The organism is Aromatoleum anaerobium, from assembly GCF_012910705.2.
Taxonomy (GTDB): domain Bacteria; phylum Pseudomonadota; class Gammaproteobacteria; order Burkholderiales; family Rhodocyclaceae; genus Aromatoleum; species Aromatoleum anaerobium.
In genome coordinates this window covers 1-24,285 of sequence record NZ_WTVG02000032.1, presented here as the reverse complement: position 1 = coordinate 24,285, position 24,285 = coordinate 1, and the positions used below count along the sequence as shown (strand labels likewise).

Sequence of the window (24,285 nt, the reverse complement as noted above, 5' to 3'; positions counted from 1 at the left end):
TCAGGCGTTGCGTGGTTTGCGCGGCGCGCGTCGCCGCGGGGTAGCGGCGGCCTTGTCGCCGTCTGCCGTGCGGCCGCTGGCGCCATCCTGTGCGCGCTGCGCCTCGGCCGCCGGAAGACCGCTCGTGACCGCTTGTTGCGGCTCCACCGTGATGGCGACCGGCGCGGGCGATGCAGGGTCGTTCATGCCGGCCGGCGGGGATTCCGCTGCCGCGCCCGCGGACGTCGGTGCCCCCTCGGCGGCGTTCGGGCGCGCACGCAGGAACAGCGACTTGATGCGCTCGAATCGATCCGCAGCGTGCGCGCTGAGGTCGCCGCTGGCGGCCAGCACGTGCTCGATCTGCTTCAGGTGGGCATCGATTTCGGCGGCGCTCTGTCCCTTGAGCAAGGCCGGAATCGCCTCCAGCGCCGCCTCGCGGTCGTGCTTGAGGATGAAGAACTGCTCGCGCAGCAGGTGCTTGAAGTCGGCCAGCTTGAGGCCCGGCTCGAGTTCCGCCCGCGACGCACGCATCCGCTTGAAATTGCGCTCGTCAGTCGCAGGGGCTCCGCCCAGCACGTAGATGGTCGAGCGCATCATGGCCTCGTGGCTGCCACCGGCTGCGACACGAGCGTGAAGCTCGGCCTGACGGCGCTCGATGAAGCGACGATGCTCAAGCTCGGTGCCGGGACGCCGGCGGTGCGGCTGTCCGTCGGCGCGCAGGCCGACGAGAACCTGCAGCAGCGGCTGGCCATAGATGTCCAGGAAAAGCTGCTCGCTGGCCTTGTCGCGCAGGTCGCGCCACGTGTCGAGACCGCGGGCGATCTGCTCGGAAACGAGGGTCTCGGCCCTGCGGAAGACGTTGTCCTCGCCGACCGGATGGCGGTCGGCCCGCACCTTCTCGGCGAGCGCCGGCAGTGACAGGGCGAGCGGATTACGGTCGGAAAGCAGGCGGTAGCCGAGACGGTTCGGATGCATGCGCCGCATCCATTTGGCCAACGAGGGAGTCGACAGCGCGCGCACCCAAGGCTGCAAGAACAGGCGATAGAGGCCCAGGTTGATCTCGGAGATGCGGGCGACGGTGGCGAACCGCGCTTCATCGTCGGGCCGATGCCCGATCTCGCGGTCGAGTTCCGCGACCGTGCGCGGCGTGAACTCCAGCAGGTACTCGCGCTCGATCAGCCCGGCATCGGCACGCTCATCGGCGCGCGAAATCGACGTCTCGTAGAGTCCCGGCGGCAGCACGTCGATGTAGTCCATGTTGGCGGTGAACTCGGTGTGCTCCTTGCGCGAGACGCTGCCCGAGACGAAGATGCCCAAGTGACCGGTGCTGTCGTGTACGCAATAAACTATCGTTTGTTCGTTGGCGATGATGCCGTCAACCCCTTCATAGAGGTCGCGCACCCAGCCCAGCGCCTGGGGTGGCGGCGTGATGTCGTCGCCCCGCGAGCAGAACACCACGACCGGCGAACGCACGTTGCGCAAGTCGATGCGCCGCCCGTCGGAGGTCATCAGCTGGGCGGTCGAAAGGCGGTTGCCGATGAACAGGTTATCGACGATGTACTGGATCTCCTGGCCGCCGAGCACCACGTGGCCGCCCCACCAGCGCTCGAACTCCAGGTAACGCACCGCCTCGGTATCGACGTTCGCGAACACCCGGTACTGCTTGGTCCACCACGTGTTGGCCGGGTTGAGGTTTTCGAAGTTCTGCACCAGCCACGCGCCGTCGAACAGCCCGTTGCCCAGATCGCTCAGCAGCGCCGTCATCCAGCTGCCGCCGGACAGGCCGCCGGTGTAGCGCATCGGTGCCTTGCCGCGTTCGCCCGCCCAGTACGAAAGCGGCGAGCCGGCGATAAGGATCGGGCCGAACAGGTCCGGCTCCAGCGCCGCGGCCATCATGATCTGCCAGCCGGCCTGGCAATTGCCCACGACCATCGGCTTTTCCGCGGTTTTCGGATGACGTTCGATGACGCGGCGCAGGAACGCGATTTCCGCCTCGACCACGTCTTCCACGGTCTGACCCGGTTCGGGATAGGGCAGAAAACCGACGAAGTAGCACGGGTGCCCGGCGCGCAGCGCGACGCCGATCTCGCTGTCGGGCTTGAAGCCGCCGATGCCCGGGCCGTGCCCGGCGCGTGGGTCAACGACGACGAAAGGCCGCCTCAGCGGGTCGATCTCGATGCCCGCCGGAGGCAGGACCCGCATCAGTTCATAGTTCACCGGCCGCGGCAGTTCGCGGCCGTCCATCAGTACTTCGGTCTCGAAGCCCAGCACGCTGGGCTTGGTCTTTTCGATATGCTCGAGGTACTGGTTGCCACGATGGCGCATCACGTCCATGAACAGCACGCTGCGCTCGACTGCATCCCGCCAGTAGTCAAAGGCGGACCGTGCGAAACCGAACGGATCCATCAAGGGCAGTGTCGCTGCCGAAGGTACCGGTATCGGGAAATTCATTCTGAACTCCATTTATTGCCGTGGCGGATGGCAAGCGCCATGCTCCACGAAAGTCTAATCTGCTGCCCGGCCTCGTAAGCCGGGCCATGCCAGCGCTAGAGGGCACCCGGAATTGGAAAGTGTTCCAGAGGCCCGCGGTCAATCCCGGCGTCGCACCGGCAACGACCGAAGGACGCGGTCGCGGCGGGCGTTTCCCCGCCTCGCCTTTATTGCCCGGCGCCCGCGGGCAGCAATGTTCCGCTTACCAGCTCCAGCCGTCTACCAGGACGTCGCATTCCCTGGGGGAGATTGATCGAAAGTGCTCGCGTCAGCCCTGCGTCTGCCGAAATCCGTGCGTTCCCTCGTCCAGATCTGCTACAACCTTCCATCCCCTCTTTCCTTTCCGTCACGGAACCTTTGCCATGCCCGGAACCACCTTGCTCGCGCTGATCGACGATCATTGCGAGCATCCTGGACGATATCGCAGCGGGACAATTGCCCGGCAGACCGGCAAGGGTTAGGATTTATTCATTCACGTCGCATGGCCGGGGGAGACTGCAATGCGTTCGACGATGCGCGTTTTCGCCATTCCTGTCCCGTGCGTGCCGGCATGGGCAGCCGACCGGGCGTGATGATGCCCTGTCGATAGGAGGCCGGATCATGAGTCACAAGCACCGGGCGGTCTTGGAATCGATTTTTCACGAACCGCCCAAAAGCAACATTCAATGGCGCGAGGTGGAGTCGTTACTCAACCATCTCGGCGCAGTCATCGAGACAGGCCATGGCGGGCGCTTCCGCGTCGAGTTGAACCGCCACGAGTTCTTCCTCCACCATCCCCACCACAGCAACGAGTTCAGCAAACAATCCGTCAAACAGTTGCGCGAATTTTTGGCAGACGCCGGAGTCACTCCCTCGCTCTACGACGCGAATCACGAATAAGGGATGCCCGTCCGGGCGACGAGCCTGCGGCGTGCCAGTCCCTGCGCCGGCAGCACAGCAGGCCGTGGTCTAGAGTGAATCAACGCGCGAACGGGCCTCGTGCAGAGTGTCGCAAAGGAGGGTCTCATGGGGGAACTCGACAGGGAACCGGTCGTCGCGGTCCTGAACCGCATCCTCGAATCCGAGCTGGCCGGCGTCGTGCGCTACACGCATTACTCGTTCCTCGTGTTCGGCTTCGGCCGCATCCCGATTGTCTCGTGGCTGCGCGAGCAGGCCGACGAGTCGCTGATGCATGCGCGCGCGGTCGGCGAATGGGTCACGACGCTTGGCGCCTACCCGTCGCTCGCGATCGGCCCGCTGCTCGACTCGCACAAGCACGACATCGGGGCGATCCTGCGCGAATCACTCGAAGCCGAGCGCGCCGCACTGCAGCTCTACCGGGATCTGCTCATGCTCGTCACGGACCGCTCGGTCGCGCTCGAGGAGTTTGCGCGACAGATGATCGAGGTCGAGGAATTGCATCTCGCGGAAGTCGACAAGATGTTGCGCAAACCGGGCGATGTGTCGGCGTTCGCACCACAATCACCATAAGAATGAGTGCGAGTCGCGCCGGGCGGTTCAGGCGGCAGGAGTCTCGGCGGCCGCTCTGCCCGCTTGGCGCACCGCCTCCTCCTTGCGCGCTGCCTCGATGATCTGCATGACTTCCTCGAGGTCGGCGAGCCCCTCTTCGGCCTGGAAGACGCCAGTGAGCGCGCTCTCGGGCTGCAGTTTCCCGGATTCGTACAGCGACCAGATCTCCTTGCCGTAGTCGGTGTCCCGCAGCTCCGGGGCGAACTGGCCGAAGTAGGCAGCGAGGTTGTCGACGTCGCGCTCGAGCATGGCGCGGGCGTTGTTGTTGGCCGCGGCATCGACGGCCTGCGGCAGATCAATGATCACCGGGCCAGCGCGGTCAACCAGCACGTTGTATTCGGAAAGATCGCCGTGGACGATCCCGGCGCAGAGCATGCGCACGACCTGTCGCACGAGATCGGCGTGATACTGCCGCGCATCGTCCTCGCTCAGCACCACATCGTTGAGCCGCGGAGCCGGTTCGCCGTCTTCATCGGTCACCAGTTCCATCAGCAACACGCCCTCGTGGAAGTCGTAAGGCATCGGCACGCGCACACCCGCTGCCGCGAGGACTCGCAGCGCCTCGACCTCGGCGTGCTGCCACGCGGCCTCCTGTTCCTGCCGCCCGTAGCGCGAGCCCTTGGCCATTGCACGCGCCTGGCGGCTGTTCTTGATCTTGCGCCCTTCGGTGTAGTCGACCGCCTTGTGGAAGCCGCGCTTGTTGGCCTCCTTGTAGACCTTGGCACAGCGCACTTCGTCACCACACTGGACGACATAGACCATGGCTTCCTTGCCGCTCATGAGCTGACGGATGACGTGGTCGACGAGACCATCGGCCACCAGCGGTTCGATTCTGCTCGGAGTTTTCATGCGTGAGGATCCGCTCCTGTGCGATTGCATTTGTGCATGTGCGATTGCTGCGCAGCGCAGGGAAAGCAGCGAAGGTCGATCCATAGCCACCCTATCCCGCCCCGGCATAGTACGTCACCCGGCCAGGAAGCTGGCAAAAGGCTTTCCACCGGGCTTTCCACAGATTGCGCACCGCACCATGTCATTTCCCTATCCTTGTTGGGGGAATGTCAGAGTGTCATAGATAAATGCGGATGATTAATCGAAGGATAAAAAAATTCATTGCTTATCTTGTTGCGCCGCACAAGCTCTTCATCTAACCTTCAGCTGTCTCCTCCACCCTCCTCCTTTGGTGTGGATTTCAGCCCGGGCCCGAAAGTGCTCGGGCTTTTTCTTTATTTCTGCGCACTTCCCGCCCGGCGCTAAGCATCCGGGCCATTCTTCCTGACGCCGCGCGGGTTCAGCGCGAAAAGCCCGATCTGCAGCCCGGCCAGTGCATACGCACCGCCGTACATTCCGTCATCACGCCCCAGCGGGAAGGGGTGGGGAAGGTTTTTTCAAGGCTTGCGCGCAACGAGCCCGATCAGCGCCGAACAGCCGCGATGTGCTGCGCCTTCCGAGAGATCATCCTCGTACTCGACGAGTTCCTCGATCTCCCAGTCGGAGAACGCAACGCGCAGCAGTTCGCTCGTATACAGGTTCTCGACCGCCGACGGCCCGCCGGTGCAGTACTCGAGCTGCTTCGGCGTGTAGCCCTGCAGCAGGATCCGTCCACCGGGGCGCGCAAGCTGCTTCATCGCGGCGAATTGCCGTTCGCGCGCCGCCGCGTCGACGAACTGGATAAAGATGCCGACGACCCAGTCGAAAGCCTCGACGAACCGGGCTGGCGGCCAATCGGGGGCCATCATGTCCGCCTGGATGAACTCGACCTCGACCCCTCGGCCAACCGCGAGGCGACGGGCCTTTTTGATTGCGACGTCGGAGAGTTCGACCGCGGTCACGTCCAGCCCCTGCTCGGCCAGCCACACCGAGTTGCGGCCCTCGCCGTCAGCGACCGACACCGCGTCGCGGCCGCTCGCGAAAAGCGCCGCGCGGTGCGCGAGAAAGCGGTTCGGCCCGGTGCCGAACAGATACTCGTCGCCGGCATCGCGGTAACGCTTGCTCCAGATGGCTTCCTGCTCCATTCGATTTTTTCCCGTTGTCGTGGATAAACATCCCGGCCGCATTTGCAGTATCCGTGCCGCAGTCGACCGGCGTCTTTGCGGACAGTTCGATCGTATGACGACTACGCTGCAAGACGAAATTTGCGGGGGTCGCTCGATCTGCATATAGAGATGACGAAAAGATTAGAGGCGCCGATTGCAGGCGCATATAATCCGGCCACGAGTCAAAAAGCAAACGGGGCGAAAGCCCCGGACGCAAAGCCGCGGGCCCTAACCTGAAACCCAGGCGGGCAGCCGGGTTGCCTCGGCCTCGGCACGTTCGTGCTGACGCCCATTGCGCCCCTCGGTACGCAGCTTCACCACCGTATCGTCGCCATCCAATGGGCTGCCAAAGTTCATGCGACGACGGTGCGTCCGCCTTGACTGATACCGCACGCTGCTCCGTCACTCTGCCGAGAACCTGCCCATGACCAAGAACATTGTCTTCATCGATAGCCGTGTCGCCGACTTCCAGGCACTGATTGCCGGCCTGAGCGCCGATACCGAATGGGTATTGCTCGAGGCGAGCGAGGATGGGCTGGCGCAGATGCAGGCGGCTCTCGCAGGCTATAGCGGACTGGACTCGATCCAGATCGTTTCGCATGGGGCGGCCGGCACGGTGCATCTCGGGGCGACGGCGCTCGATCAGAGCACTCTCGGCAACTATCAGATGCCTTTGCAGGCGATCGGCCAGGCACTGAGCGCAAGCGGCGATCTGCTGCTGTACGGATGCAACGTCGCTGCGGGCAGCACTGGAGAGGCTTTCATCGCGGCACTGGCCGCGGCCACCGGGGCTGACGTGGCGGCGTCGAATGATCTGACGGGTGCCGGGGCGCTGGGCGGCGACTGGGTACTGGAGCGGACAACGGGGAACATCGAAGTTTCCGGGCTTCAGGGTAGCGATCGGGCCGGGCTGCTCGCGGCCAATACGGCGCCGACGTTCACTGTCGCGGATGGCAAGGTCACGACCGACTTCGGTTCCGATGACTATGGAAACGGCGTCAGCGTGCAGGCGGACGGCAAGATCCTGGTGGCTGGCTCCAGCAGTAGCGGCTTCGCACTGGTGCGCTACAACATCGACGGCAATCTCGACACCAGCTTCGCCAGCGACGGCACGGTGACGACCGACTTCGGTTGGTATAGCGGAGAGGGTCGCAGCGTCTCCGTGCAGGCTGACGGCAAGATCCTGGTGGCGGGGACCAGCGGCGGTGATTTCGCCTTGGTCCGCTACAACCCCGACGGCAGTCTTGACACCAGCTTCGATAGCGACGGCACGGTGACGACCAATCTCGGTTGGTATGGCGATGAGGGTCGCAGCGTCTCCGTGCAGGCTGACGGCAAGATACTGGTAGCGGGATCCAGCAACGGCAACTTCGCGCTGGTGCGCTACAACACCGACGGCAGCCTCGACGCCAACTTCGATGGCGACGGCACAGTGACGACCGATCTCGGTTTCTATGACGACGGAAACAGCCTCGCTGTGCAGGCTGACGGCAAGATCCTGGTGGCGGGGAGCAGCAGCGGTGATTTCGCCTTGGTCCGCTACAACCCCGACGGCAGTCTTGACACCAGCTTCGATAGCGATGGCACGGTGACGACCGATCTCGGTTGGTATGGCGATGAGGGTCGCAGCGTCTCCGTGCAAGCTGACGGCAAAATCCTGGTGGCCGGATCCAGCGGCGGCAAAACCGCGCTGGCACGCTATAACACCGACGGCAAGCTCGATACCAGTTTCAGCGGCGATGGCAAGGTTACGACCAACTTGGGAGAGGGGCGCAGCGTCACCTTACAGGCGGACGGCAAGATTCTGGTAGCGGGATCCAGCAACGGCAACTTCGCGCTGGCACGCTACAACACGGACGGCAGTCTTGACACCAGCTTCGACAACGATGGCATGCTCACGACCTCCTTCGATCCATATAGCGGCGAGGGTCGTAGCGTTACCGTGCAGGCTGACGGCAAGATCCTGGTAGCGGGATCCAACAACGGTGACCTCGCGCTGGCACGCTACAACACCGACGGCAGCCTTGACACGACCTTTTCGCCCCCGGAGAACACGCTCGCTGCCAGCCCGACCTATAGGGAGTCCTACGGCTCCGGGCACGATTCCTATTACTACATTTCCCCCGTCGTTCTCGATCCCGGCGTCCACATCCTCGACGGCGAACTTGCCACCGCGGGCAACTACAACGGCGCCACGCTGACCCTCACGCGCCATGGCGGTGCCAGCGGCGAAGATGTGTTTTCCGCAGCATCCGGCGGCACGCTTTCCACGCTTCTCAGCGGCAGCTATTTTGCTATTGACAGCGTCACGATCGGTCGCGTGACCACCAATGGTGCAGGTACGTTGACGCTCGCCTTCAACGCCAACGCCACCCAGGCACGGGTCGATGCGGCAATGCAGCAGATTGCCTACGTCAACACTTCGGACGCGCCGCCGGCGACGGTGCAGATCGACTGGACGTTCAGCGACGGCAATACCGGTAGCCAGGGTACGGGAGGGGCACTCAGCATCAGCGGCAGCACCACCGTGCAGATCAGTCCGCGCAATGATGCGCCACAACTCGTCGCCCCCATGCCGGACCAGATCGGCGCCGTTGATATTCCATTCAACTACACCCTACCGGCCGGCACTTTCAACGACCCTGACCGCGAGGCTCTGAGCTACAAGATCAGCATGGTTAATGGAACAGGGCTGCCGCCGTGGCTGTCATTCAATGCTGCGACCCGCAGCCTGACGGGCACGCCTGGCGCGGGCGATACCGGCGCCTTCGAGCTTCTAATGACCGCGACGGATGGCGAGGGCGCTTCGGTTTACGACACCTTCCGTGTGATCGTCGATCGCGAAGCGAGCGGAACCCTGACCGTCACCGGCGCAGCTCAGGAGGGCGGCAGGCTGACCGCCAGTCTGACCAACGTAAGCGATGTCGACGGGCTGACGGGCACTGGCTACCAGTGGCAAGTCTCCGGCGATGGCGCGAGCGGATGGAGCGACCTCAATGGCGCCACCGGCCCGAGTTACAGCATCGCAGCCGACCAGAGCCAGGTGGGCAAACACCTGCGTGTAGTGGCCACGACCACCGATACGTTGGGTGGAACTACCACCTTTACCGGCGAACCCTCGGCAAAGGTCGCCAACGTCAACGATGCTCCGTCTGGCAGCGTCACGATCACCGGCACTGCCCGCCTGGGCCAGACCCTGACCGCGACAAATAAACTGGTCGATTCGGACGGCCTGGGCACCATCAGCTACCAATGGCAGGCAGCGGGCAGCAACATCAGCGGCGCTACGGGTAGCACTCTTCTGCTGGGGCAGGCGCAAGTCGGCAAGGCCATCACCGTGGTGGCCTCCTACACTGACGGCATGGGTACGGCGGAAAGCAAGGCGAGCGTGGCGACCGCTGCCGTGACGAACGCCTCCGGTCTTCCTGTCATCAATACGGCGCCGACGTTTACGGTCCGGGATGGCAAGGTCACAACGGACTTCGGCGCATCTTCGTTTGATGATGGCGCCTATAGTGTTGCCGTGCAGGACGACGGGACGATCCTGATGGCGGGTTCCAGCAACGGCGACTTCGCCCTGTCACGCTACAACCCCGACGGCAGTCTTGACACCAGCTTCGCCAGCGACGGCAGGGTGACGACCGACCTCGGTTTCTATTATGGTGATTACGGCGGTCGCAGCATGGCCGTACAGGCCGATAGCAAGATCCTGGTGGCGGGCTCCAGCGTCGGCGACTTCGCGCTAGTGTTTAGTTGCGTTAATACAAGATAGTATTATGATACCCACTTCGCTTGACACAAGGGGGTCTCATGGCGCGAGTGGCGGTTGAGTTGTCGTGTCCGGCAGAAGTGATGTCGGAGCTTGAGCGTCTGTCTCGAAGTCGGAGCGGCGAGGTTCGCCTGGTCGAGCGTGCGCGCATCGTTCTGGCGTGCCTGCATGGCAAGCGCAATGACGAGGTTGCCAGCGAGCTCGGTGTTCGACCGAATACGGTCGGGCTGTGGCGCCGACGCTTTGCCGAGCAAGGTATCGCAGGGCTTCGCGACGCGCCCCGGCCCGGCAAGCCCGCCAAGTACGGTGTCGAGTTGCGCGACCGAATCTTGGCACAGCTCGAATTGCCGCCACCGGCCGGCATGGCGAGCTGGGATGGGGGCTCGCTGGCCAAGGCGCTGAGCGTGTCCGATCACGCGGTGTGGCGCATCCTGCGCAAGGAAGGCATCCAGTTGCAGCGCCACCGTTCGTGGTGCGTCAGCACGGACCCGGAGTTTGCCGCCAAAGCGGCCGACATAATCGGGCTGTACTTGAACCCGCCCGAGAACGCCCTGGTGATCAGCGTCGACGAGAAGCCCTCGATTCAAGCCCTCGAGCGGGCGCGCGGCTACGTGCAGACCAGCAGTGGCAAGGTCGTCCAGGGAATGAAGAGCACCTACAAGCGGCACGGCACCGTCAATTTGTTCGCCGCATTGGAGGTCGCCACCGGCGTCATCCGAGGCAAGACGACGCAGACTAAAAAGCGCGCCGACTTCCAGGCCTTCATGGACGAGGTCGTTGCCGACCAGCCCGTCGACCGGCAGATCCACGTCATCCTGGACAACTTGAACACCCACAAGAAGAACGAGGACTGGCTCGCCGCACATCCGAACGTCACCTTTCACTTCACGCCTACCAGTGCGAGCTGGCTCAACCAAGTCGAAATCTGGTTCGGCATCTTCCAGCGAAAGACGCTGAACAACGCGAGCTTCCGAAGCGTCGAGCAACTCATTGAGGCCATCCATGCCTTCACTGCCGCCTACAACGAAAACGCAGCGCCATTCGTCTGGCGCAAACGAGAGGTTCGCGGGTCACAGCTTCGTAATACTATTGTTAACTTACGCAATTAAACACTAGCACGCTACAACCCCGACGGCAGTCTCGACACCAGTTTCGCTAGCGACGGCACGGTGACGGCCAACATTTTTTGGTATGACGGAGGTGGAGAGGGTCGCAGCGTCTCCGTGCAGGCCGACGGCAAGATTCTGGTGGCGGGATCCTGTGACGGCAACTTCGCGCTGGCGCGCTACAACCCCGACGGCAGCCTCGACACCAACTTCGATAGCGATGGCACGGTGACGACCAACTTCGGCTCGTATCAGGACGCCGGCCGAAGCGTTGCAGTGCAGGCCGACGGGAAGATACTGGTAGCGGGAAATACCTATGACAGCTTCGCCCTCGCACGTTACAACACCGACGGCAGCCTCGACACCAGCTTCGATGCCGATGGCAAGCTCACAACCAGCTTCGGTTCGTATTCACAGGGCTTTGGAAACAGTGTCGCCGTGCAAGGCGACGGAAAAATCCTGGTGGCGGGATCCGCCAATGGGGATTTCATCCTGGCGCGCTACACCACAAATGGCAGTCTCGACACCAGCTTCGATGTCGATGGCAAAGTCATAACCAACTTCGGCTCATGGGGCAGTGCCGAGAGTGTCGCCGTGCAGGCTGACGGCAAGATTTTGGTGGCGGGATCCAGCAACGGCGACTTCGCGCTGGTTCGCTACAACGCCAACGGCAGTCTTGACACCAGCTTCGACAAGGATGGCAAGCTCACGACTGACTTCGACTCGGCAAACGATGCGGGTCGCAGCGTCACTGTGCAGGCCGACGGCAAGATTCTGCTGGCCGGGTCCAGCAACGGCGACTTCGCACTGGCCCGCTACAACTCCGACGGCAGTCTGGACAGCACCTTCTCGCCCTCCGCGAACACGCTGGACGCGCACCCTGCCTTTATCGAATCGCACTATCCAAACTACGTTGTCCTGGATCGCGATGCTCAGATTTTTGACCTCGAACTTTCGACAGCAAAAAACTACAACGGCGCCACGCTGACCCTGACGCGCCATGACGGGGCCAGCGGCGAAGATGTGTTTTCCGCAGCATCCGGCGGTTCGCTTTCCACCTTGCTCACTGGTCGCTATTTCGCGGTCGATGGCATTACGATCGGTCGCGTGACCGCCAACGCCGCAGGCACGTTGACGCTTGTCTTCAATGCCAGCGCCACCCAGGCCCGGGTCAATTCGGCGATGCAGCAGATTGCCTACGGCAACACTTCGGACGCGCCCCCGGCCACGGTCCAGATCGACTGGACTTTCAGCGACGGCAATACCGGCAGCCAGGGTACGGGAGGGGCTCTCAGCGTGACCGGCAGCACCACGGTGGAGATCATCGCGACGAATGATGCGCCAACGCTTGCCACCCCCCTGCCCGACAAGAATTTGACAATCGGCACCCCCTTCAACTATTCGGTGCCCGCCGGCGCCTTCAAGGATCCGGACCTTGAAATGCTCACCTACGGCCTCAGCATGGCCGACGGCAGCGGACTGCCGCCGTGGCTCTCTTTCAATGCCGCGACCGGCACCTTGTCCGGTACCCCTGACCCGATCGACATCGGGCCTCTCGATTTTAGAATGACCGCAACCGACGACGCCGGCACCTCCGTTTCGGACATTTTCCGCCTCACTGTCGCGTCCTCGTCCACCACCCACCCCCGCCCACGCCTGAAGGGAACGTCATCAACGGAACGGCCAGTAGCGATGTCCTCAATGGTCTTGCTGGGGACGACGTGCTCAATGGCCTGGCTGGCAACGACACGCTCAATGGCGAAGCCGGTGTAGACACCCTCGACGGCGGAGCCGGGACGGACATCCTGAAAGGCGGACTGGGCGATGACATTTATCTGATCGACCTCACAGCGGCCGGCGCGCTGCAGGACACCGTGACCGAAGCCCTCAATGCCGGCACCGACACGATCCGGTTGCGCGGCAGTTCGACCAACACTACTACAGTGACCCTGACACTGGGCGCCAACATCGAGCACCTTGATGCCAGCAACACGGGCGGCAGCCGCCTCAATCTGAGTGGCAACGCCCTCAACAACACCCTCACGGGCAATGCCGCCGCCAACGTCCTCAATGGCGGCCCCGGTGCCGACACACTCGCGGGCGGTGCCGGCAACGACACCTACGTCATCGACAATGCAGGAGACGCGGTGAGCGAAGCGCTCGACGCCGGCACGGATCTGGTCCAGGTCGGCATCGCCCTCGCGGGCGGAACGTACAGCCTCGCAGACAACGTCGAGAACGCCGCACTGAGCAGTCTCGTCGCGTTCTCCGTGACGGGCAACGCCCTCGACAACGTCCTCACCGGCAATGCCGCCGTCAACACCCTGGCGGGGGGTGACGGCAACGACACCCTCAACGGCGGTGCCGGCATCGACACGCTCACGGGCGGTGCCGGCAACGACACCTACGTCATCGACAATGCAGGAGACGGAGTCAGCGAAGCGCTCGACGCCGGCACGGATCTGGTCCAGGTCGGCGTCGCCACCGCGGGCGGAACCTATCGCCTCGCGGACAACGTCGAGAACGCGACCCTCACCAGTCTTGTTGCATTCAATCTGACAGGCAACGCGCTGGATAACACCCTCACCGGTAACGCGGCAGCCAACATCCTCAATGGTGGCGCCGGCGCCGACACGATGGTAGGCGGTGCCGGCAACGACACCTACATCATCGACCACGGGGACGACGTCGTGCACGAAGCGCTCAACGCGGGCCTCGATCTGGTGCAAGTCGGCATCGCCAGCACCGGTGGCCAGTTCATCCTAGCGGAGAACGTCGAGAACGCCACACTGATCAGCGCCGTCGCCTATGACCTGCAGGGGAACGGCCTGAACAACACCCTCAACGGCAACGCCGCAGCGAACAGGCTCGACGGCGGAGCCGGCACCGACATCCTGCAAGGCGGGCTGGGCGACGATACTTATCTGGTCGACCTCACCGCGGCCGGCGCGCTGCAGGACACCGTGACCGAAGCCCTCAATGCCGGCACCGACACGATCCGGCTGCGCGGCAGTTCGACCAACACCACTATGGCAACCCTGACGCTGGGCGCCAACCTCGAGCACCTTGACGCCGGCGACACGGGCGGCAGCCGTCTCAATCTGAGCGGCAACGCCCTCAACAACACCCTCACGGGCAATGCCGCCGCCAACGTCCTCGACGGCAAAGGGGGCACCGACAGCCTGAACGGCGGGGAAGGATCGGACGTATATCTGATCGCTCTGGCGACCGAGCACCCGGCGGCCGAGATCGCCGATAGCGGCACGACCGGCAGCGATGAAGTGCGCTTTGCGGCGAGCACGGCGAGCACGCTGACGCTGTACGCCGGGGACAGCGGCATCGAGCGGGTGGTGGTCGGCACCGGCAGCGGGGCGACTGCGGTGACTCTTGGCACCGCGGCGCTCAACGTCAACGCCGCCGCGGTGATGAACGCCTTGGCGATGACCGGCAACGCCGGCGCGAACACTCTGACGGGCAGCGCCTTCAACGACACTCTTGACGGCGGAGTGGGAGCCGACAGGCTGATCGGCGGCGATGGCAGCGACACCTACGTGGTGGATAACGTCGCTGATGCGGTGGTCGAGACGAACGCCACGGCCGCCCTGGGCGGCACCGACGTGGTGCAGGTGAAGATCGCGACCGCAGGCGGCACCTACACGCTTGGCGCCAATGTCGAGAACGCGACCCTCCTCAACACGACAGCGTACAAGCTGACCGGAAACGCCCTCGACAACATCCTGATCGCCAATGGCAGCGCCAATACCCTCAACGGCGGCGCGGGCAACGATATCCTGACCGGCGGTGCGGGGCTGGACATTTTCCGCTTTGACACCACGCTCAATGCCGCGTCGAACCTCGACACGATCACCGACTTCCGGGTGGTGGACGACACGATCCAGCTTGAGAACGCCCTCTTCACGTCGCTGACCGCCACGGGGGCACTGGCTGCCGGCCTGTTCCGAATGGGCGACGGCATCACCACCGCGGCCGATGCCAATGACTACCTGATCTACAACAGCGCCACAGGCGCGTTGTATTACGACGCTGACGGCACGGGGAGCATTAGCGCGCTCCAGTTCGCCACGCTCACCCCCGGACTCGCACTCGGCGCGGGAGATTTCATGGTCAGCTAAGATGCCGCGCAAAGTTGCGTCCCGCTCACGCGATTCGGCGCGGCGTCTGAACGGACCGCCTTGCCCGCGCCAGCGTGTCCGGGCCGTCCGCCGCTGCTTTGGGTGATTCCGGCTGGTCGCGCAAAGCAGCGTGCGACGTTACGCGCCGCCGGCGACCTGCTTGGCATTCAAAAAACTATTCTCCGAACATCATGCCTTCGACCGACACCCCGCGCCGGCTACCGACGCTGCTCGCTCCGCTGCACAGTGCGCTGTGGTATGCCGCCGGTTTCAGCATCTTCGTCAATCTCATGCTGCTGGGACCCACCCTCTACATGCTGCAGGTGTTCGACCGCGTCCTCTCAAGTCGCAGCGAAGCGACCTTGGCCATGCTCTCAGTCGGCGTGGCGATTGCGCTCGTCGCCATGAGCGCGGTGGAAGTGGCTCGCTCCCGCGTGCTGGTCGAAGTCGGCCGGCGCATCGACGAATGCCTGGGCGAGACCGTGCTGCGCCACATTGTGCGCGTGGCGAGCGCGCCCGCCCCGGCTTCGCCCTCGGGTGGCTTGCGCGACGTAGGGACGCTGCGCGGCTTCCTCTCCGGCGCAAATGTCATCGCCCTGTTCGACGCCCCGTGGATGGGCGTCTACGTCATCGTGATCTTTCTGTTTCACCCGGCTCTGGGCGCGGTGGCACTGGGCGGCGCCCTGCTGTTGATGGCGATCGCCTGGAGTACCGAACGTGCAAACCGCACCGCGCTCGAACAGCTGGCCGAATCGACGCGGCGCGGGGCGCAGTTCGTAGACCAGGGCCTGCGCAACGCGGATGTGCTCAACGGCATGGGCATGACCGTCGCCTTTGCCGCCCGCTGGAACGGGCTCAACCGCCGCACGCTCGATCTGATGCAGACGAGCAGCACCCGCGCCGGCAGTCTGCTTGCGGCGAGCAAGTTTCTACGCCAGGCGATCCAGGTCACGATGATGGGAGTGGGGGCGTGGCTGGTACTCGATAATCATGTCACCCCGGGCATCATGATCGCCGGCACCATTCTCTTTGGCCGTGCCATGGCGCCGGTCGAGGCCCTGATCGGCAACTGGAGCGGGCTGGTGGCGGCTCGCGGCGCGTACCGTCGGCTGACGCAGTTACTCCCGGCGGCGCAGGACAGTGGCGAGCGGACACCGCTGCCGACACCCACCGGCAAGCTGCAGCTCGAACGCATCGCGCTGGCGGGGCGCAGCCCCGATTTTCCCCTCCTGCGTCATGTCGACTTCACTTTGCCCGCGAGCAAGTCACTGGGCATCCTCGGCCCGAGCGGCGCGGGCAAATCGAGTCTCGCCAAGGTGATGGTCGGCGTGTGGGCGCCGAGCGCGGGCAAGGTGCGCATCGATGGCGCCGAAATTGCTCAGTGGGACGTGCAGCAGCTCGGCCCCCATCTGGGCTACCTGCCGCAGGATGTCGAGCTCTTCCCCGGCACGGTCGCCGAGAACATCGCCCGTTTCGACACGCAGGCTGGCCCAGAGGTGGTCGAAGCCGCGTGCCGCGCTCATGCTTACGACATGATTCTCAAGCTGCCCGATGGCTTCAACACGTTGCTGGGCGAAGGCGGCATCCGACTGTCGGCGGGGCAGGCCCAGCGCGTGGGTCTGGCGCGGGCGCTATTCCGGCGACCGTGCATCGTCGTGCTCGACGAGCCCAACGCCAATCTCGACGCCGACGGCGAACAGGCGCTGGTCCTGACCCTGGCCGAACTCCGTCAGGAGCGCACCACCGTGGTCGTAATCACCCACAAGGCTTCGCTCGTGGCCCCCCTCGACTATCTGCTGGTGTTGCGCGAAGGGCGCATGGAGCTTCTCGGACCGCGCGACGAGGTGCTGGCGCGACTGTCGGGGAGCGCACAGCCTGCGGCTGCGGCCGAGTTGATGCAAGGGGCCGCCTGATGAACCTGTCGTCCGTAAGTCCGCCGGTGGCCGCTCAACGCCTGGGGCTGTGGGCCATCGGCATGAGCCTGCTCGCCTTCCTTTTCTGGATGTGGCTCGCCCCGCTCGAGGGCGCGGTGGTGACGGTGGGGCTGGTGAAGGCCGAGACCAACCGCAAGTTCGTACAGCATACCGACGGCGGCATCGTCAAACGCATCCTGGTGCGCAATGGCGACCGGGTGCGCGAGGGGCAGTCGCTGGTCGAGCTCGACGACGTCAAACTCGACGCAAACCATCAGCTTCTGCAGGAACTGATGGTCTTCGAAACCCTCAAGCGCGAGCGCCTGGACGCCGAACAGCAACTGGCACCGCGTTTCGAAGTGCGTGCGCAACAGCGCATCGCCTTCGACCGCACCCTCGCCAACAACGCATTCCAGCGCGAACTGCGGATATTTCGCACCCGTCGCGCCTTGCTTGACGAGCAATTGGCGAGCTACCAGCGCCAGTTACGCGCTGTCATCGAAGAACAGGCGGCGTTGCAGCGCCAAATGGACGCCAGCCGCGAGGCCGTCCGGTTGGCACGGGAGGAGTTGGCGCTCAACGAAACACTGGTGCACAAGCAGTTCATTTCCCGCGCTCGCGTAATCACCTTTGAACGTTCGGTGGCTGAGTACAGTGCCAAGCAGGGCGAGCACGAGGCGCTACTGGCGCAGTCCGAACAGCGCCGCAACGACCTCGCCCTGCGCCTGGCTTCGGCCCGCAGCGAATACCAGCGCATCGCCGCCGAGGAGTTCAAGGAGACCAATGCCCAGTTGGTCCAGTTGCGCGAACAGTTGCGCCCGCTGGAAGATGCCGCTCGCCGCAAGTCGGTTGTAGCACCAGTTTCGGGCACAGTGGTGGGACTGCGGCTCAATGCCCCCGGGGAGGTGGCGCCCGCACGCGAACCGCTGATGGAAATCGTTCCGGACAACGAGGCGCTGGTCGTTGAAGCGCAGGTCGGTGTGGATGCCATCAAGCATCTGCGAGCGGAGCAAGGGACGGAACTGCGCTTCACCACCTTCAACGCGCGCACGACACCCTTGGTGCGGGGCAGCCTGAGCTACATTTCGGCCGACGCCCTGACGGACAAGGACGGCCAGCCTTATTACGTGATCCAGGTTCGCGCCCCGACCGACGCGCTGCGCGCTGCGGGCATCCCTGCCATTAAACCGGGCATGGCCGCCGAAGTGTACGTGCTGCTCGAAAGCCGCAGCGTGATCGACTACCTGATCTCCCCCATCACTGACACCCTGCGCCGTGCCCTGCGTGAGCCGTAAGCCGTAAGCTATTGAAGGCTTCATCGAGGATGTGAAGTTGTCCCCCTTTGATGGACGCCATCAAGGGCACTGCGACAGCAAGTTATCCACGGGCGCGCACCTGCTCACAGAAAGGCTGTTGGCAGTACAGATCATCACTCAGGAAGGTCACGTTCCAGTCGGCCAGCCGCCACGCCCCTTGCGCCAACCAGCGTGCGGCTGTCACCTTACGACTCACAATTGCCTGATGGCGATAGTCATGGATGGCGACTGCTTGCTGATCAGCAAGCAGCCGGCCACGGAAATTCGAGAGCGCACCAAAAAAAGAAGGCCCACTCACCGGCGGGCCTTCTGCTTTGACTTTTGCGCTGACTGCTCAATCTACGCTAACTGCTTTATTCTTGGGGCGACATACCGGGATCGAACCGGTGACAACTGGAGCCACAATCCGGCCTACAATTCCAATAAATCAGTAGCTTAGGTGCGATTTTTTGTAAGAACATTGCCTCTGAAGGCCAGTATCGGCGCGAAACCGCCACGCGATCTTACGAAAAAATCAGTCTCCCCATACATCGACAAACGCATAGTCAAAGTCGTCGCGAACTCCACAGTTTGCCATCTCGACACAGCCGCGCGGGGCAGCAAGCACAGTGAGCGTCAGGGTCGTTTCACTTCAGCTTACCCTTGATCCTCGCCAATTCTCGATACACAGTCCACCGCCCCGGCGGAACTCCGCTTCGTTGGCCGTGACGGCTACCAGTCCACGCGCCAGACCGCCGCCGGCAATCTGGCAGTCGTAATGGCCGGAAGTGGGACATGGCGCGAAAGCGGCCATCAAGTGGCACGACTGCTTATTTGCGCGCCATTTAAAATGGCGCGATACTGCATTACGCGCCATATAGAAGCGATCTCATGCCAAAAAAAATCCTGAACGAGGAACTCCAGCCCATCCTCGACCTGATCGCTCGACATCCGGGCGGAATCGGCATCGACGGGCTGCTCAAGCAGATAGGCCCGGCATTGCCGCGCCGCACCCTGCAACGCCGTCTGGCCAGCCTGGTTGCGCAACAACGTGTGCGAACCGAAGGCGAGGGGCGCGCCCTCAAGTATCGACTGCCGGAAACCGTCGGCTCGTCGGACGTCGAATTGCCCAACCTTCAGGCCTCCGGAACAGGTGAAACATACGTCCCTCTGTCCGCCGAGGGGATAGCAATCAAGGCCTACGTTCGCCAGCCGCGCCAGCAACGCAAACCCGTCAGCTACCAGATTAGCTTTCTGGAGCAATACCACCCCAACCGGACGGCCTATCTGCCCGCCGACTTACGCGCCCAACTGCACAGCATGGGGCGCTCGCCCGCCGAACAAGCAGTCGCCGGCACCTTCGCGCGGGACATTCTCAACCGCCTGCTCATCGACCTCTCCTGGGCGTCCTCGCGACTCGAAGGCAACACCTACAGTCGGCTCGATACCGAGCGTCTGATCGAATTCGGCGAGGCTGCCGAGGGCAAGGATGCACTGGAAACCCAGATGATCCTGAACCACAAGGCGGCCATCGAATACCTCGTCCGCGACGTCGAACGCGCCGGCCTGTCGGCGGAAACCGTCATCGCCCTGCACGCCTTCCTGTCCGACGGTCTGATGCGCGATCCGCTCACTTGCGGCCGCCTGCGCACGCACTCGGTCGAAATCGGCGGCAGCGTCTATTTGCCGATCGCCCTGCCGCAGCGGCTGGCGGAGCTGTTCGGCATCGTGCTGCGCATTGCCGCCGAGATCGACGATCCTTTCGAGCAGGCCTTCTTCCTGATGGTGCATCTGCCCTATCTGCAACCCTTCGAGGACGTGAACAAGCGCGTCTCGCGGCTGGCTGCCAACATCCCGCTGATCCGGCACAACCTCTGCCCGCTGTCCTTCATCGACGTGCCGCAGCAGGCCTATGTCGATGCAATGCTCGGCGTGTATGAACTCAACGACGTCGCCCTGCTGCGCGATGTCTTCGTCTGGGCCTACGAACGCTCCTGCCAGCAATACGTCGCCGTGCAGCAGCAGCTCGTCCCGCCCGACACCTTCCGCCTGCGCTACCGCAACGAACTGGCCGAAACCGTCGCCGCCATCGTGCGCGGCGGGCTGCACGCCGACGAAGACGCGATCCGCGCCGTCATGCCGGCCACAGTGGGCAAAGACGACCGGCCGCGTTTCGTCGCCCTGACGTTGGCCGAGTTCAACACGATTCACCCCGGCAACGCGATCCGCTTCGGGTTGAGGCCACTGGAGTTTTCGGCGTGGCTAGAGCAGCGGGGTGCTTCGTGACGCCACACAAATCACACGCAGGGTTTCAGGCCTGTCGCCAGGCAGCGATGCCGGAGATGCGCGGCGCGGCAGCGATCAACCCGGCGCCTGGCGCGGCGCCGCATGCAGTTGCAGGCCCAACGCGTGCGTCACCTTAAGGATGGTGGCGAAGCTCGGATTGCCCTCGCCGGAAAGTGCTTTGTACCGGCTCTCGCGCCCCAGACCGGTGTCCTTGGCCAGTTGGGTCATGCCCTTGGCGCGGACAATGTCGCCCAGCGCCTTGGCGATGAAGGCCGCATCGTCGCCGGTGTCTTCCAGGCAAGCCTCGAGGTAGAGCGCCATTTCCTCAATTGCGCTCTGGCTTTTAATAGGTTGGCGCCAAGGCCATGTCAGCGATCCTCTCGGGTGTGCCACAGCCTCAGCATGTAGATCGTCGATTCCTGAATCTCATAGCGCATCTCGTAATGCCCCACGAGAATCCGCCGCACCTCGCACGGCTCGAATTCATCGAGCCGTTCGCCGATACGTGGGTTCACCAGCAAACTTGACGGCGCAGCCGTGAGCGCCTGTATCGTGCGCGCAGCGGCAGGCTTATTCACCGGGGCGAGAAATTCGTACAGACGCGCCAAGTCGGAGAGCGCCTTGCCGGTCCACTTCAGCTCCATCAGCGCGGCACCGGCAATGGTGTGTCGGTGCCGAGACTGTCGGCCCATGCCTGCACGGCCTGATGGTCGATCACCCGACCGGCGTCGACGTCGGCAAGCGCCTCGCGGGTCAGGCGGCTGCGCTCTTCCTCCTGGTCGATCCAGGCCGACAGCGCCTGCTTCATGATCCAGCCGCGCGATCGTTCAAGTCGGGCAGCCATCTGATCGACTTTTTCCGCCAACGGGAGGGGGACATGTGCGGTCAGTACTTTGGTTTCGGTCTGTGCCATTTGAACTCTCCGGCGTCTGCGGAATTACACGATTCATCGGAACTTGCCGGAGCCAGCACCCCGGTTATCCCGGCTCGGGGAGGATGCCCCGCCGCCGTCACGGCGTCGGTTGTGTCCCCAGCCACGACAAGTTGCGGTCGCTCGAAACGCCAGAACACCACATCGACCGCACCCATGACCGTAGCGACCGCTCTTCAAAGGCCTACTTCTCGCAGCGATTCGATCTTAATCTTAGTGATTGGAGATGAATCAATCAAGTGACGGGTCGGTGTGATCGACGACGGGCAACTGTTCCTCGAGTCACTTGCGCAGCCCGCCATCTGCTGTAGCATCTCCGCCGGAACTGCCGTTCGTTCGACGCAGTTCCGGCGACCGGTGTGGAACCGTCTGCAGTCCTCACATCGAGAATCAGCCCGAGCGGCAGGTTCCATGAGCCGCATCGTCAGGTCCCGACCCCTTGGTGTCGGCCGGCCAATCAGCGACAATGTTGCGTCTTGCCTTCTTGCCGCCACCATGACCACGCCCGAGCGAATTCCCAAGGCCATGGCAGAGAAATTCGCTGCCATCACCGCATTGACCGACGCGTTCTGCGTGCAGCACCTCAACGAAGAATACCGCCGGATGATCCACCGTGTTGTGGGCGCGCTCGCCCGCAAACGCCCTTCACCGCTGTCGAGCGGCAAGGACAGCGTCTGGGCGGCGGCGGCCGTGCATGCGGTCGGCCGGGTGAACTTCCTCGACGACCCGGCGCAGGATCCTCACTGCAAGCCGAAGGTCATCTACACGTTTTTCGGGATCGCCGAGAGCACCGGGCAGAACAAGTCGAAGGCGATCCGGGACACGCTCAAGATGGGCCCCTTCTCGCATGAATGGACCTTGCCCAGCCGGCTCGCGGACAACCCCATGGTATGGATACTGCAGATCAACGGCCTGATGATGGACATTCGCACCGCCCCGCTTGAACTGCAGCGCCTCGCCTATGAGAAAGGCCTGATCCCCTTCATTCCCGCCGAACAGGCGGAAATGCCCGAATGAGCCGAATCTCGCGCGACGCCATGGCCAGAGCGCTCATTGCTGCACAAGCGATGGACCTGCAGCAGAAAGAGCAACTCGCAGACGAGGTGTTCCGCACACAACCGAACCTGCTTGGCTCCGTCGTCGTCTTGCCGCGGCTGGGCGTTGCGCTTTCGAAGGTCGATTTCGCGATCGAGATCCTGTTCGTCTGTTTCCAGGCGATGAAGGAATCGGGCCTGATCTGGCCCCTCATCACCGAAGATGATCAGGACCGTCAGTTGCAGCGTTTCATCGCCATCACTCGATTCGGCGATGACCTCAACAATCGTCTTCGGGAACGCTCGATGCAGCAATACATTGCCGACCACCCCGAGAAGGAATTGCTCGCCTACGTGATGGTAGAGACCTCGAAGTGGACGACACGTATCGTTCCTGAGGAATCGGACAAGTACGTCATGCTGGCGATCTGGAATCTGGTGAACTGCATCGCGTTCGTGGCCCTACCGAGGTCAAAAGGGAAGACTCGTCGAGGGCAGGCCAAGTGATCGACGTACGAAAGATCCAATGCGAGGGATGTGGCGAGGCCACCCAGCCACGACATCGTCACCTATGGCGCAATCGACAGCGGCCACCGGCAACTTTGCCCTCGATGCTTCAACGCCGAGGTCGCCCGATTGAACGGCCTGGAAGGTTTCGAAGACTGCCGTTTCGAGCCGATCGGGCTCGTGGACTGCACCGGTGAAACACACCAATTTGATTTCCGCACGCGACTTCTCGGGCACATCGTGGTGCTGGATGCGTTTGAACTACGCGATGGATGCCCGTCAGGTTATCAGTGCGAGATGGTCGGCGATCCCGAGGACGATCTGCTCGGGCTGCTCGGGCGACTGGTCGAGAGACTCCGTCGCATGCTCTCGGTCAGGCACCTGACAGCCGACGAGCCTGAACCCCAGATTGCCGCCCAGACGGTACGAGGGCGAATCGATTGGGACGATTCCGCAGTGCAGCGCACACCGCTCCTCGTGATCGATGGCCGGGAAATCTCCTGGGATGAGTTCGGCCGCATGTTGATGGCGTTCGAGGGCTGGCAGTTCAGGCTGGAGATCGTTGATCGTAGCGACGAGCCGTAAGCGCTTCGCATAATTTGCGATCGGACGTCACCGCGTAACCGGTTTGCGGCTGTCGCCTTGCGGGCAGGACCGACACGTTCCCCCGTTGATCCAACGGCGGGTATCAGCGCGCCGCTCGCCACATAGGCGCCATGCGATCCGGCTGTGATAAGGGGCGGCGCGCGTTAGGGCAGGCTTCCGGGCGATGACCCTCACTGGCGCCAACCGCAACGTCCTCACACAGCTTCTCCCCTTGGTGGAAGCGACGCCACCAATCCCTGGCAAGCGTTGACGACCGCTCTCGAAACCGCGGCTCGTGTAGACCGATCGCGGCTACGACCAATACCGTCGCCCGTTGTACGCGGCGAGCATCCGGACACAGATCGCCCATCGCGATCAGCCCCACGGTAATGGCCTTGGCAAAACCCGCTGGGTTGTCGAACGCACTCTCGGCTGGCTGCACAACTTTCGCCGATTGCGCATTCGGTTCGAGATCCTTGCCGTGATTCACGAGGCCTTCCTCAAGGTCGTCTGCCGCAGCATCTGCTGACGACAAAGCGGGAAGCCTTGGAGATGGTCGAGGCATTTTTCGAGGATATCCGCGCTTCGCTCGAAACTGACGAGGACGTCAAGGCAGATTTCAGCTGCGCGAAAAAAGCCCGAGCGTCAGGGGCGCAACTCGAGGACCGGTGAAACGGCGCGGGTGACCTCGCGCCGCGTTGTGACGCTTCACCCG

18 protein-coding genes, 2 pseudogenes and 1 riboswitch are annotated in these 24,285 nt (G+C 63.3%); of the genes and pseudogenes, 13 read left to right on the top strand and 7 right to left on the bottom strand.

Annotation, left to right across the window (positions count from 1 at the left end; all coding sequences use genetic code 11):
• Complete coding sequence (locus GO606_RS01415; protein ID WP_169120308.1) at window positions 1-2,430, bottom strand: DUF3141 domain-containing protein; 2,430 nt, start codon at window positions 2,428-2,430, stop codon at window positions 1-3.
• Between the two features lie 639 nt (window positions 2,431-3,069).
• Here GO606_RS01415 and GO606_RS01410 point away from each other — a divergent pair.
• Together GO606_RS01410 and GO606_RS01405 are read left to right on the top strand one after the other, a co-directional pair.
• Window positions 3,070-3,348, top strand: coding sequence for a type II toxin-antitoxin system HicA family toxin (locus tag GO606_RS01410; protein WP_169120310.1), 279 nt, complete (start codon window positions 3,070-3,072; stop codon window positions 3,346-3,348).
• 126 nt (window positions 3,349-3,474) lie between these two features.
• On the top strand, window positions 3,475-3,939 hold the full coding sequence (locus GO606_RS01405; RefSeq protein ID WP_169120312.1) for a ferritin-like domain-containing protein: 465 nt from the start codon (window positions 3,475-3,477) through the stop codon (window positions 3,937-3,939).
• Window positions 3,940-3,966: 27 nt separating this feature from the next.
• Here the strand turns inward: GO606_RS01405 and GO606_RS01400 are convergent, their stop codons facing one another.
• Both GO606_RS01400 and GO606_RS01395 read right to left on the bottom strand, forming a co-directional pair.
• On the bottom strand, window positions 3,967-4,827 hold the full coding sequence (locus tag GO606_RS01400) for a PA4780 family RIO1-like protein kinase (RefSeq protein WP_169120314.1): 861 nt from the start codon (window positions 4,825-4,827) through the stop codon (window positions 3,967-3,969).
• A 536-nt stretch (window positions 4,828-5,363) separates the two neighbouring features.
• The gene (locus GO606_RS01395; protein ID WP_169120316.1) at window positions 5,364-5,990 is read right to left on the bottom strand and encodes an SAM-dependent methyltransferase; all 627 of its coding nucleotides are present in this window, start codon (window positions 5,988-5,990) and stop codon (window positions 5,364-5,366) included.
• A gap of 199 nt (window positions 5,991-6,189) precedes the next feature.
• Window positions 6,190-6,276, top strand: a riboswitch (cyclic di-GMP riboswitch).
• A gap of 159 nt (window positions 6,277-6,435) precedes the next feature.
• Here GO606_RS01395 and GO606_RS01390 point away from each other — a divergent pair.
• From GO606_RS01390 to GO606_RS01365, 6 genes and pseudogenes are all read left to right on the top strand, one after another.
• Window positions 6,436-9,783: a DUF4347 domain-containing protein gene (locus GO606_RS01390; RefSeq protein ID WP_169120318.1), complete on the top strand. Its 3,348-nt coding sequence runs from the start codon at window positions 6,436-6,438 to the stop codon at window positions 9,781-9,783.
• 38 nt (window positions 9,784-9,821) lie between these two features.
• On the top strand, window positions 9,822-10,889 hold the full coding sequence (locus GO606_RS01385; RefSeq protein WP_169200649.1) for an IS630 family transposase: 1,068 nt from the start codon (window positions 9,822-9,824) through the stop codon (window positions 10,887-10,889).
• A 3-nt stretch (window positions 10,890-10,892) separates the two neighbouring features.
• Window positions 10,893-12,500 (top strand): annotated as a pseudogene (locus tag GO606_RS22025) (putative Ig domain-containing protein); the annotation flags it as partial.
• A 107-nt stretch (window positions 12,501-12,607) separates the two neighbouring features.
• Window positions 12,608-15,019 (top strand): calcium-binding protein, encoded by a 2,412-nt coding sequence (locus GO606_RS01375; RefSeq protein WP_246979271.1) that lies wholly within the window; start codon window positions 12,608-12,610, stop codon window positions 15,017-15,019.
• Between the two features lie 191 nt (window positions 15,020-15,210).
• The gene (locus GO606_RS01370) at window positions 15,211-16,932 is read left to right on the top strand and encodes a type I secretion system permease/ATPase (protein WP_169120148.1); all 1,722 of its coding nucleotides are present in this window, start codon (window positions 15,211-15,213) and stop codon (window positions 16,930-16,932) included.
• Window positions 16,932-18,227 carry an HlyD family type I secretion periplasmic adaptor subunit gene (locus tag GO606_RS01365; protein ID WP_169120150.1) on the top strand — a complete coding sequence of 432 codons (1,296 nt, stop codon included), beginning with the start codon at window positions 16,932-16,934 and terminating at the stop codon, window positions 18,225-18,227. The genes GO606_RS01370 and GO606_RS01365 overlap by 1 nt, the downstream gene beginning before the upstream one ends.
• Window positions 18,228-18,309: 82 nt before the next feature.
• Here GO606_RS01365 and GO606_RS01360 read toward each other — a convergent pair whose 3' ends face one another.
• On the bottom strand, window positions 18,310-18,546 hold the full coding sequence (locus GO606_RS01360; RefSeq protein ID WP_169120152.1) for a hypothetical protein: 237 nt from the start codon (window positions 18,544-18,546) through the stop codon (window positions 18,310-18,312).
• 572 nt (window positions 18,547-19,118) lie between these two features.
• On the opposite strand from GO606_RS01360, the gene GO606_RS01355 reads away from it, so the two are divergent.
• The gene (locus GO606_RS01355; protein WP_169120154.1) at window positions 19,119-20,513 is read left to right on the top strand and encodes a Fic family protein; all 1,395 of its coding nucleotides are present in this window, start codon (window positions 19,119-19,121) and stop codon (window positions 20,511-20,513) included.
• A gap of 75 nt (window positions 20,514-20,588) precedes the next feature.
• On the opposite strand, the gene GO606_RS01350 is transcribed toward GO606_RS01355, so the two are convergent.
• Genes GO606_RS01350 through GO606_RS01340 form a run of 3 tightly spaced genes read right to left on the bottom strand, consistent with a single transcriptional unit; the run spans window position 20,589 to window position 21,426 of the window.
• Window positions 20,589-20,834 (bottom strand): addiction module antidote protein, encoded by a 246-nt coding sequence (locus GO606_RS01350; RefSeq protein WP_169120156.1) that lies wholly within the window; start codon window positions 20,832-20,834, stop codon window positions 20,589-20,591.
• Between the two features lie 47 nt (window positions 20,835-20,881).
• The gene (locus GO606_RS01345) at window positions 20,882-21,157 is read right to left on the bottom strand and encodes a type II toxin-antitoxin system RelE/ParE family toxin (protein WP_169120158.1); all 276 of its coding nucleotides are present in this window, start codon (window positions 21,155-21,157) and stop codon (window positions 20,882-20,884) included.
• The gene (locus GO606_RS01340) at window positions 21,157-21,426 is read right to left on the bottom strand and encodes a CopG family ribbon-helix-helix protein (RefSeq protein WP_015435492.1); all 270 of its coding nucleotides are present in this window, start codon (window positions 21,424-21,426) and stop codon (window positions 21,157-21,159) included. The genes GO606_RS01345 and GO606_RS01340 overlap by 1 nt, the downstream gene beginning before the upstream one ends.
• Before the next feature lie 429 nt (window positions 21,427-21,855).
• Here GO606_RS01340 and GO606_RS01335 point away from each other — a divergent pair, with 429 nt between their 5' ends.
• From GO606_RS01335 to GO606_RS01320, 4 genes and pseudogenes are all read left to right on the top strand, one after another.
• Window positions 21,856-22,461: a DUF6398 domain-containing protein gene (locus tag GO606_RS01335; protein WP_211166804.1), complete on the top strand. Its 606-nt coding sequence runs from the start codon at window positions 21,856-21,858 to the stop codon at window positions 22,459-22,461.
• A complete protein-coding gene (locus GO606_RS01330; RefSeq protein ID WP_169120160.1) occupies window positions 22,458-22,985 on the top strand; it encodes a hypothetical protein in 528 nt (175 codons plus the stop codon). The genes GO606_RS01335 and GO606_RS01330 overlap by 4 nt, the downstream gene beginning before the upstream one ends.
• A gap of 30 nt (window positions 22,986-23,015) precedes the next feature.
• Window positions 23,016-23,570: a DUF7713 domain-containing protein gene (locus tag GO606_RS01325; protein WP_169120162.1), complete on the top strand. Its 555-nt coding sequence runs from the start codon at window positions 23,016-23,018 to the stop codon at window positions 23,568-23,570.
• A gap of 190 nt (window positions 23,571-23,760) precedes the next feature.
• Window positions 23,761-24,099: pseudogene (locus GO606_RS01320) on the top strand (transposase); the annotation flags it as partial.
• Window positions 24,100-24,285: the final 186 nt, after the last annotated feature.